Origin of the sequence: Pseudonocardia sp., assembly GCF_025965585.1 — a bacterium.
Taxonomy (GTDB): Bacteria; Actinomycetota; Actinomycetes; order Mycobacteriales; family Pseudonocardiaceae; genus Pseudonocardia.
The window spans coordinates 1-5,886 of record NZ_JAOPWR010000266.1; the positions used below are offsets into that span (position 1 = coordinate 1).

Annotated in this window: 4 protein-coding genes; all 4 read right to left on the minus strand. The window is 71.4% G+C overall.

The genetic code is table 11. The annotated features are described in order from the left end of the window. The coding region (locus tag JWR81_RS16895) for an FAD-binding oxidoreductase (RefSeq protein WP_297653048.1) at nucleotides 1–977 on the minus strand (977 nt) is incomplete at its 3' end. A gap of 73 nt (nucleotides 978–1,050) precedes the next feature. After that, a complete protein-coding gene (locus JWR81_RS16900) occupies nucleotides 1,051–2,436 on the minus strand; it encodes an FAD-binding protein (protein ID WP_297653051.1) in 1,386 nt (461 codons plus the stop codon). A gap of 46 nt (nucleotides 2,437–2,482) precedes the next feature. Then, complete coding sequence (locus tag JWR81_RS16905; protein ID WP_297653056.1) at nucleotides 2,483–5,377, minus strand: BTAD domain-containing putative transcriptional regulator; 2,895 nt, start codon at nucleotides 5,375–5,377, stop codon at nucleotides 2,483–2,485. 212 nt (nucleotides 5,378–5,589) lie between these two features. Next, nucleotides 5,590–5,886, minus strand: a 297-nt coding sequence (locus tag JWR81_RS16910; protein WP_297653059.1) for a VOC family protein, incomplete at its 5' end; no start/stop codon positions are given.

Genomic DNA, 5,886 nt, shown 5'->3' on the forward strand with positions numbered 1-5,886 from the left:
GCCTCGCCGAGGACCGGGGCGAACTTCATCAGGTTGTCGCCCGAGATCGCGAGGACGGGGCCTTCACGTCGGAAGTCGACGCCGTCCCCCAGGTTCGGGACCGTCGTGCAGTAGACGCTTTCGACGATCGTCGGCTCCACCATCAGCCGGCTCCGCACGTAGTCGAGCAGAGCGGCACGGGAGGCCTCGACCGCCGCGTCGCGGCCGAGCTCCCACGCGGTCAGGCTCGGATCGACGTGCCCACCGATGGCCCACCGGCCGGGACCGCTCTGATGCTGATACGTGCCGACCCCGTCGACGGGCTTGTCGATCCAGGACTGCCAGCCGTCGCCCTCGACGCGGAACGTGAACCGCACGTGGTGAGCGAGCAGGGGCGGCGTGTAGATCCCGACCTGTGCGGCCAGGTGCGACGTGTTCATGCCGGCAGCGAGGATCAGGGCGTCGTACTCCGCCTTCCCGCCGGCGCTCATGACGACCGCCGCGCCGGAGGCGCTGACGTCCAACGCGTGGACCGGATCGCGGACGACCACCGCGCCTGCGCGGTCGGTGAGGTGCTCGCGGGCGGCATCGACGTCGACCACGCCTCCCCCAGCGTCGACCAGCGCCACGGCGGGCTCCTCGACCACCGGCAGCCTGAGCCGGCCGGAACCGGCGGCGACCAGCTCGAAGTGCGCGCCGGCCGTCGCCATGGCCGCCGCCCGCGCGGCCATGTCGGACCCTGTGATCACGCACTCGCTGTTGACCAGCATCGGTCGGCCGGCCAGCTCGCTCCACCGGTCGAACCCCTCGCGCGCCTGCTGGGCGAGCCGCACGAGGCCCGGATCGACATGGGCGAGCCGGAAGATCCTCGTCGACCCGACAGAGCGCTCGCCCATGATCGAGCCGGACTCGTAGCAGGTGACGTCCTGGCCGGCATCGAGCAACGCCGCAACGGCGGACATCCCGATGACCCCGGCTCCGACTACTGCGATCCGCACGGTTTCGAGGCTATCCATGACCTTCCCGGACCCCGCGCAACGACCACGACCGCGGCGACCGTGGGCAAGGCCGTCACCCTCGGGTCCACGTCCGTCCATGACCGGCAGGAGGCCCGGTCTGAACAGCGACCGGAGCGATGTTCTGGTTCATCCGGAACACGTTAGTGGGGTCGTAGGTGTGCTTCAGCTCGGCCAACCGAGTGTGGTTGCCCCGGTAGGCGGCGAGCACCCGTTCGGGGCCCTCGGCGCCCAGGTTGTTGACGTAGACGGCGTCCTCGAGGTTCGGCCGCATCGCGACGAACGCGTCCCGGGCCCAGGCGATGATGCTGGCGGAGTCCCGGTCGTGCTCCCATTGGGCGAGGATGAGGAGGTCGTCCTGCGGCGCCCGGTGCGGGAACGCAGCCGCGTCCGGCGCGATCCGGCTCGCGGCTCCGCGCAGCCCCTGCAACCCGATCCCGCTCGAACCTGGCGGCATGTGCGTGACCACCAGCAGCAGGGTGTCGATCGCGGCGTCGGTGAGGTAGCGCAGATAGCCGGACTTCCAGTAGTGCAGGCGCCCCAGCGGGAAGCCCGGGTCCGGTGCCGACTGCCAGGCGAGGTAGGGCCTCGGCGCGATGTCGTCGACCATCGGGTCCCCGAAGTCGCGTAGAGGTCGCAGTACGGCCTCGCCCTGCGCGGGCGGGCCGCACCAGCACACCGCGATCGAGAGTGTGGGCTTCCCGGACGGCCCTACTGCGAGCGAGACGGCCGAGGTGAGGTCGTCGGGTGCCGACGCCATGAACTCGTGGTGGAACCGCAGGACGTCCGCGGCCGCCGCCCAGGGGTAGGTGAGGCCGCCGGCCAGCACCGAACCGATCGGGTGCAGTCGATAGGTGAACGAGGTGACGACACCGAGGTTCCCGCCCCCGCCGCGCAGACCCCACAGCAGGTCCGAGTGGTCGTCCGGGCCCACAGCGAGTATGCGGCCGTCCGCGGCGACCACCTCGGCGCTGATCAGGTTGTCGCAGGCGAGCCCGTGGCGGCCGTTGAGCCAGCCGAGGCCGCCGCCGAGCGTGAGGCCGGCGATCCCGGTGCCCGACATCACTCCGAGCGGGGTGGCGAGCCCGTGGCGTTGGGTGCCGCCGTCGAGCTCGCCGAGCAGGAGCCCGGCGCCCGCCTTCGCGACGCGCCGGTCAGGATCGACCTCCAGGCTCTTCAGGACAGACAGATCGAGCATGATCCCGCCGTCGCACACGGCGTTGCCGGCGACGTTGTGGCCGCCGCCGCGAACTGCGATCACGAGATCGTGCTCGCGGGCGAATTCGATACCACGGGCGACGTCCCCGGGTCCGTGGCACCGGAGGATGGCCGCAGGCCGCCGGTCGATCATCCGGTTGAACACGGCACGGGTGGAGTCGTAGTCGGCGTCGCCGGGTCTGAGCACGTCACCGGGGATGTCGATCGTCGGCTGGGTCGTCATGACAAGCAAGTGTCGCCGTGCCGACAAGTTCGGGACTAACCGGCGGCTAACCGTCCAAGGCCCGGGGGACTCCGATCTCGGCGCGCAGCGCTGACGCGGCGGCGCGCAGTCGGTCGGTCTGGAGACCGTCAGCGGTGATGCCCTCGGCCGTGGTGGTGTCCCCGGCTGCGGCGGTGGCGTCCGCCAGCCCCTCCAGAGCGGCGGCGGTGCCTGCGCGGTGGCCGATCTGCTGGCACAGCTGCAGCGAGCGCTCGAAGGCGACGCGGGCGCGGTCGGGTTCGCCGGCGCCCAGCGCAATGCGTCCCACGAGGTGCAGGCCGGAGGCCTCGCCCTCGCGATAGTCCACGAGCCGGTAGTGCACCAGTGCCTCCTCGACCAGCCGGCGGGCTTCGGCCACGGCACCCCAGCGATGTTCGATCGAGGCGAGGACATCGAGGGCCAGACCGTGGGCGAGCTCCTCACCGACCTGCTGCGCGTGGGCGAGCGACCGCAGTGCCGCGGCCCGGGCAGCGTCGGGCTCGTTGCGGTCCCGGTGCAATCGCGCGAGCTGTGCCTCGGCCATCGCGGCACGCCACACGCCGCCACCGGCGAGCGCGGCGGCGATGGCGTCCTCGTAGAGCCGCTGGGCCTGGTCGAACCGGCCTTGCGCCCATGCGGTCGTGGCGGTCATCGACAGGGCATCGCCTTCCCACGCCCGGTGGCCGGTGCTGCGCGCCAGGGTGAGCAGCTCGGCCGCGAGCTCGGTGGTGGCGTCGAACTCGGCCCCGCCCATGTGGAGCAGCGCACCGGCCGACAGCAGCGGCAGCCGCCGGAGCGCGGGTTCGGCGCCGACCGCGTCGAGAGCGGTGTGTACCCAGTGCAGGCCTTCGCCCCGTGCCCCCCGCAGGTCCCAGTAGTGCCACAGACAGCCGGCCAGTCGAGCCCCGACATCCGGGTCCCCGTTCGGTCCGAAAGCCCACTCGAGCGCGGCCAGCAGGTTCGCCCGCTCGCGGTGCAGCCGGGCGAGCCATGGCCCGGCATTCGTGCGGAACAGCCGCGGCCCGGCCTGTTCGGCCAACGAGAGGTAGTGGCAGGCGTGCCGCGCCCGCAGCTGGTCGAGCTCGGCGCCGCTCACCTGGTCGCGGGCGAATTGCCGGGTGGTCTCCAACAGGCGATAGCGCGGCTCGCCGTCGGGCTCTTCCTCGAGTTGCACCATGGAGCAAGCGACGAGCCGGGACAGCATCAGCAGGCCATCACGGGGGGCCGCGGGGCCTTCGCCGCCGACCAGCGCCTGCGCCGCGCTCAGGTCGAAGGTCGCGGGAAAAACCGCGATCCGCTCCAGCAGCGTGCGCTCAGGTCCGGTCAGCAGGTCGTAGCTCCACCGCACCGTGGCGGACAGGCTGCGGTGGCGGGGATCGGCAGGTCGGGCGGCGGCGGCCAGCAACCGGAAACGGTCGTCGAGCCGGGCGGCGAGGTCCCGCAACGGAATGGAGGCCGCACGGGCCGCCGCGAGCTCGAGGGCGAGCGGCAGCCCGTCGAGACGCGCACACACGTCCAGCACGAGTCGGGCGTTGCCCGGCGTGACGACGAAACCTGGCCGGACGGCAGCGGCCCGGTTCGTGAACAGCCGCACGGCCTCGCAGCCGGCGATCCGGTCCCACGGGTCATTCGGAGCGGCGAGGAGCAACGGCCCTACCGAGTGGAGGTGCTCGCCCAGCACGCCGAGCGGCTCGCGACTGGTCGCCAGCACACGGACGCGCCTGGTCCGTTCGAGCACGGTCGCGACCAGCCCAGCGCATCCGTCGAGGACATGCTCGCAGTTGTCCAGCACGAGCACGCTCTCGCATCCGTCGAGGGCCGCCGCGACCGTCCTGGTCAGTTCCTGACCCGGTTCCGCACGGACTTCGAGCGCCGCCGCGACCGTCTCCTCGATCCGGGACGCGGCCGCAAGGGGCGTCAGGTCGACGAAGAACGCCTCTACCGCACGGCGGTCGGTGAACCGCTGGGCCACCTCCACTGCGAGCCTTGTCTTGCCCGCGCCGCCCGGGCCGATGAGCGTGACCATGCGCTGCCGCGCGAGCAGCGTCGCCACCTCGGCCTGCTCTCCGTCCCGACCGACGAACTCGCTGATCGGAGCGGGGAGCATGGCGCGTGATCGCCCCGAGCGGGTCATCGGGGTGGCCTCGTGCTCAAGTTCTGCGCTCTGCCGGAGCATCGCCAACTCGAGGCGACGCGTCTCGGGCGCTGGATCCACTCCCAGTTCCGTCACCAGTGACCGCCGCAGATGCGCGTACGTGGCGAGTGCCTCGGATTGCCGGCCGCACCGATACAAGGCAACCATCAGCAGCCTGGACAACGGTTCCCGAAGCGGGTTCCGGAAGACCAGGGTCTCGAGCTCCGACGCCACCTCGTGGTGGAGCCCTAACTGCAGGTCGGCCGCGGCTTTGAGCTCGGCGCACTCCACCCGGAGACTGTCCAGCCGGTTGGCCTCGTCGCGGGCGAATGCCTGCTTGACCCCGGCCAATGCGGGCCCGGTCCACAAACCCGACGCCTCGACCAGCAGGCGGTGCGCGCGCTCCGGGGCCGCCCGACGGCCCGCGGCCAGCAACCGCTCGAACCGGACCGCGTCGATCTCATCAGGCGACACCTGCAGCACATACCCGTCGTCACGGGTCACGAGGAGGCGTGCGTCGCCGCTCCGGCGCCCCGGTTCGAGCGCGTTGCGCAAGCCTGCGATCGCGGTGTGGACCATCGTGGCCGCCGTCGGCGGCGGACAGGAGTCCCACAGCAGCTCGACCAACCGAGCGACCGGGATCGGAACCTGCTCTCCCACAAGCAGGCCGGCGAGCAAGGCGCGCTGCCGCGAGGACCCCAACGCCACAGCCGCTCCGGTCGCGTCGACCGCGGAGACCTGACCGAGCAGCCGGAACCCGACAACGGGGTCGGTCCGCGGTACGTCCACACCGCAGGCTCCCGCGCGACCGCTGCGATAACAAGACACGCTGATGCCGGGCATCGGCCCGCCTTGGCTGCCGACACGAGATTCGGCTCGTCGAGCTGACCGCCACGCTGCTGAGGCTGTGGGAAGCTCGCATCCACCAGGTGCCTTCCGGGCCGACTCCCACTGGGTTCTCTGTCGAACCAAGGCCACCGATCGCCGCGCTGTCGGCGGTGTCAGTCTTTGCTGAGCAGGACCTCGCCTTCAAGACCGTCCGGGTCGCGGAAGAACACGCTGTGCACGGATCCGAAGTCGTTGACTGTGCCGTCGCTGGCCCCGGTGTCGATCAGCCGTTGTCGGATCGTGGCGAACGCCTCCGGCGAGGCGGCCTGCAGTCCGATGTGGTCGATGCGTCCTCGTCCCCACATCGGGGTCTGCCGGTCGACCTCGGTGTTGCCTTCGATCACGAAGATGTTCAGCTCGGTGTGCGGGCCGATCCGGATCACGGTCATCGTCTCCCCTGGAGCTTGCCC